Here is a 4321-nt window from a genome sequence, read left to right as displayed (position 1 = left end):
TCACTCACACTGCGGCGACATCCCACCCATCGAGTACGAAGACCTGTTCTACGCTGAACACGCCAGCGCCCCGGCACCCGCCGGGGCGGCACAACCCGCTCTCCACTGAACCCGGGGCGATCCAGGCGACGACGGCGGCGTGCATCGGCCTGCCATCGAGTGAGCGCCACTTGTCGTCGAAGGCGGTCTTGGCCTTGTTGCTGATGACGACATGCGTATGGAGGTGTGGGTCGCCGGCGCGGGAGTCGAAGTGATCAAACGCGGTCGCGATCAGGCCGGTGACATCGACCTGCGCAACCGCGCCGTCCCCTGCGGTTGCGCCCGTCCGGGTGGCTGCAACCTCGCGCTCCATGAACGCAACCACCTCCGCAACCGCCCGATGATGCGCCTCACCGATCAGCGCCTGCACCCCGGCATCGGCGACGGCCCACAGCACGCTCGCGGACTTCGGGATCGAGAACGTGAAGTCGAACCCAGCCACGGCCCGCCGGGCTCCACGCGCGGTCTCCTCGGCCACGATCTGCGCGACCGCCTCGCCCTTTCCGCCGGGACTCAGAGACGGATCGAGAGCGGCAATCCGAGACTCGATCCGCTCTGCCTCGGTCTTGTAGTTCGGGAACGCCAAGCCGAGCGGGTTGCCCGTGATGGGGTCTCGCCCCATGCCGATCAGGAGTTGAAGCTGTGCCTCTGAGACGCGGTCTCCGACGGAGAGCTCACCGTCGCCAAGCGCGGCGACTCCAGCGCCGAGCCAGCGTCCGGGAGGGGTGCCCGCCTCCGCGTAGTAACGGGTCAAAGGTGTTGACAACGACCTGTCACCGTCGGCGGCCGCGACGGTCTTAAGGAGGTACTTGTAGCCGTCGCCCGCCGACATGACGCGCACCGAAACAGTCATGTTCACCTCCCGTCCTGCCGGGCAGGTGAGCCCGCGTCCGGTGACTTCTACGAGCGACAAATCTCAGTTCCCCTCGACCTGCAAGAGGCGTGTGGCCTCAGAAGGAGGTCGGAGCAAACGCCTGAGGACGAGGCTTCGGCGACGGCGGGTTCTGGGCGGGGTGGCTCCGGTCGGCGTGGGCAGTCATCAAATGCATGTCGGGGTCGTGCACCTGACAGGTGACCAGCTCGGCATCGGTTCTCGACGAGGCGCCGGATGTCGGGGACGACTGTCAGCCGGAGCTCTCTTCATGCACGAACTCAACGCCAGCAGCGATTCGCCACTCAGGATCGGGTCGCTCTTCAGCGGCTACGGCGGCCTCGACCTCGCCGTCGAGCACGTCTTCAACGCCAGAACGGTGTGGTTCTCCGAACTCAACGAGCCTGTCGCCCGCGTCTTCGCCAGGCACTGGCCCGACGCACCGAACCTGGGCGACATCACCGCTATCGACTGGAGCCAGGTCGAGCCCGTGGACATCCTCATCGGCGGCTTCCCCTGCCAAGACGTGTCCACCGTCGGCAAGCGCGCCGGCATCGCGCCAGGCACCCGCTCGGGACTGTGGGCACACATGGCTGAAGCGATCGACGCGCTCCAACCCGAATGGGTGGTCATCGAGAACGTCCGTGGGCTGCTGTCCTCACCCGCGACGCGGCCACTCGCAGAAGGAGACGATCATGACCAACGCAACCCCGGCGATGAAACCCCCAATGACGCAACCCTTCGCGGCATGGAACCCCACCCGTGGCATCTGGGAGACAACGCAGCTCGACCTCTACGGGCTCTCGGCGCCGTTCTGGGCGATCTGGCCGACCTGCGGCTGGATGCACGATGGATCGGCCTACCGGCTTCCCTTGTCGGCGCTCCTCACCAACGCTTCCGCATCTTCGCCCTCGCCCGGAGCGCTGTTCCGCACCCCACTGGCGACCGACTCATCACGCGGCGGGGAAACCCTCGATCAGGTGCGAGCCCGGCGAGGAACGATCGCGCTCTCGCACCAGATCATCGACTTCGCGCTTCACGGACCGGCTGGCTCGCCGAGCAGGAGAGCCGAGTCGGAGACGCTGTGGTCCCTGATCGACGGACTGTTCAGCGCTGGGGACGCTACGCCGACGCCATCACCCGCTGGGAACACATCACCGGACGACCGGCGCCAGCACCAGCGCTCCTGAACGACGCCGAGGGTCCACGCCCAGCACCAGCATTCGTCGAATGGCTCATGGGCTTGCCCGCAGGCTGGGTCACTGGCACCGACGACCTGACTCAGAACCAGCAGATCACCGCACTCGGCAACGGTGTGCTTCCTCTTCAAGCCTGCGTGGCTCTCTCGTCGATGCTCGCGCAGGTAGCCAGGATCGACGCAAGCCCGTAGCCACGCCCGGCGTCCTACCCGTCCCCTGTGGGCTCCCCAAGTCGGTCGAGCATCTCGATGGCTTCCGACTGGATCGCGCCAATATCGCGGGTCAGGTCGCTGCGGAGAGCTTGGTTGGCGCGCACCGATGCATTCACGCTGTCGATCTCCCGTACAGCGGCGTCGAACGCTGCGTCGAGTTCCATCCGTACCTGTGCGAGCGTCGACCGTGAGATGTCGTCGCACCTGGCCAGGACTCTCCCTACCAGGGCGTTCCGACGGCGGAGCTTCTCCTTCGCAACTCGCACTTCCTGGCGCTCGTCACTCACAACTGCGTACGCTTCTAGCGCGACCGGTAGGACGAGGGCGCCAGCTTTCGCGAACTTCCCGATGTTGTTCGCCCAGCGGACCGCCTGCCAGGGTTCGAACTTCCAACCCGCGAGCTTTCCGAGCTTGTACACAATCTGATGGCCGCTGCTGCCGGCTGCTTGCTTGATGCCATCGCCGGCTCCCCAGCTCTTCTGGAAGCCCTTCAAATGTTCTGCCGCCTTCGGCCCCCAGGCAGGAACGCGCCGCTGCTTGCGGCCGGTGTCTTGCACCATCCCTGTCTCTGCTGGGATGTCTTGAACCTCGATGACACCCTGGACTTCCAACTCTCGCAGCTGGTGGGCGTAGGGCGAAGCTTCAATCTCGCGCACCTCCGACGTGAAGTCCGCGAGTTGCGAGCTCACGACAGTTTGCACGCCATCGGTGAATCGCTGGTTGGCAACGGATAGTTGAGCGTTCAGCGCGTCAGAGGCTGCGTCGAGCTTGGACCAGTCAGGGTTCTCAGACTCCTCGATGGACTCTGCCGCGTCTGCCAAGGTCTCGACAGCTTGGATACATGCTGATCGAAACTCTGAGGCCTTCCGTTCGAGAGCCGAGTCGAGAAGCCCACGGCGATTGGTCAGCGCTCTACGCTGCCGCGCCAGCACGGTGAGGATGGCTTCCTCGTCTGGGTCATCGGCTAGCGAGGCCAACGCTTCTCCAGCGGCCAGCGCGATCTGCTGAAGAGGAACACGGAAACGGGCCAACTCCCCGCGTTCTCGCGCGATTTGGTTGATAGCGTCCGTCACCTCCGCCATTCCTGATGCCTCGATGCGGCGGCTAGCACGAAGCGGATCGTTCTCGTGGAGGCCGTCAAGGTAGGTCTTGGCGTCGCACTCGACCCAAGGCACCTGATCCGCAAAGGCGCCGAGCGCGGCTCGAACCGCAGCCTCACGCACACCTTCAGCGGCGTGGAGCGTGCGGCTCTTGGTGATGACGACCACAAGTTGCGGTGCCTTCCGCAGGTCTTCGGTGATGTGGCGCAGGTGCTCGACCGATCCGTCGTCGAAGAGATCGACGGCGACAGCAAACAGGACGAGGTCGGCAGCGCGGAGTGCTTCCTCGGCCAAGCGGTCGTGATCAGACAAGCCTGCTTGCACGCCGGGCGTATCAACGAGGTCGACGAGTCCGTCCCAGTCGAATACTTGGACCTGATCGGTCGCGACGGCAGAGTCGATGACAACCTCCGCGGCCTCGTCGGTCAGCGCCTTGATCAGAGTTGATTTCCCGCTGCTGTATTGCCCGGTGAGGACCATCCGTGGACGTTCGTGTTCGTCAACGACGAGGATGCCGAGGAACTTCGATCGCTCGTCAGAAGGAAGCTGGTCGAGCAGTTTGCTCAGGCGCTGGGAGAGCCGACGTACGGCGGCCGGGGCCGCGTGAAATAGCAGGTCATTCATGTCGGGGTGCTCCTAGCGACGTTGGGCGGGCGATTGTGATCTGGGTGCCCAGATGGTCTGAGAGTGTCGCCGACCATGCGGCCAGGACGGGTTCGGGCACAAGCGCCTCGATGACGAGTAATTGTCAAGACCTGTGGATCGGTGGGTTACTGGGGTTGCCCCCGTTTGACGGACATCGATTAAGCGGCTTGGGCCGCGGTGGTGTTGCGGTGTTCGAAGGCTACCGGGCTGATGAATCCGAGGGCGCTGTGGCGCCGGCGGCGGTTGTACAGGGTC

General features: G+C 64.9%; 2 protein-coding genes and 1 pseudogene. 1 reads left to right on the top strand and 2 read right to left on the bottom strand.

The window, feature by feature from the left end:
• Positions 1-124: 124 nt before the first annotated feature.
• Positions 125-892 (bottom strand): annotated as a pseudogene (mobF, locus tag BN1197_RS00085) (MobF family relaxase); the annotation flags it as partial.
• Between the two features lie 289 nt (positions 893-1181).
• On the opposite strand from mobF, the gene BN1197_RS00080 reads away from it, so the two are divergent.
• On the top strand, positions 1182-2300 hold the full coding sequence (locus tag BN1197_RS00080; RefSeq protein ID WP_040155176.1) for a DNA cytosine methyltransferase: 1119 nt from the start codon (positions 1182-1184) through the stop codon (positions 2298-2300).
• Positions 2301-2314: 14 nt separating this feature from the next.
• Here BN1197_RS00080 and BN1197_RS00075 read toward each other — a convergent pair whose 3' ends face one another.
• Positions 2315-4045: a GTPase domain-containing protein gene (locus tag BN1197_RS00075; protein WP_082043476.1), complete on the bottom strand. Its 1731-nt coding sequence runs from the start codon at positions 4043-4045 to the stop codon at positions 2315-2317.
• Positions 4046-4321: the final 276 nt, after the last annotated feature.

The organism is Mobilicoccus massiliensis (assembly GCF_000826525.2).
GTDB lineage: Bacteria > Actinomycetota > Actinomycetes > Actinomycetales > Dermatophilaceae > Mobilicoccus > Mobilicoccus massiliensis.
This window is presented reverse-complemented; position numbering and strand designations above follow the sequence as displayed.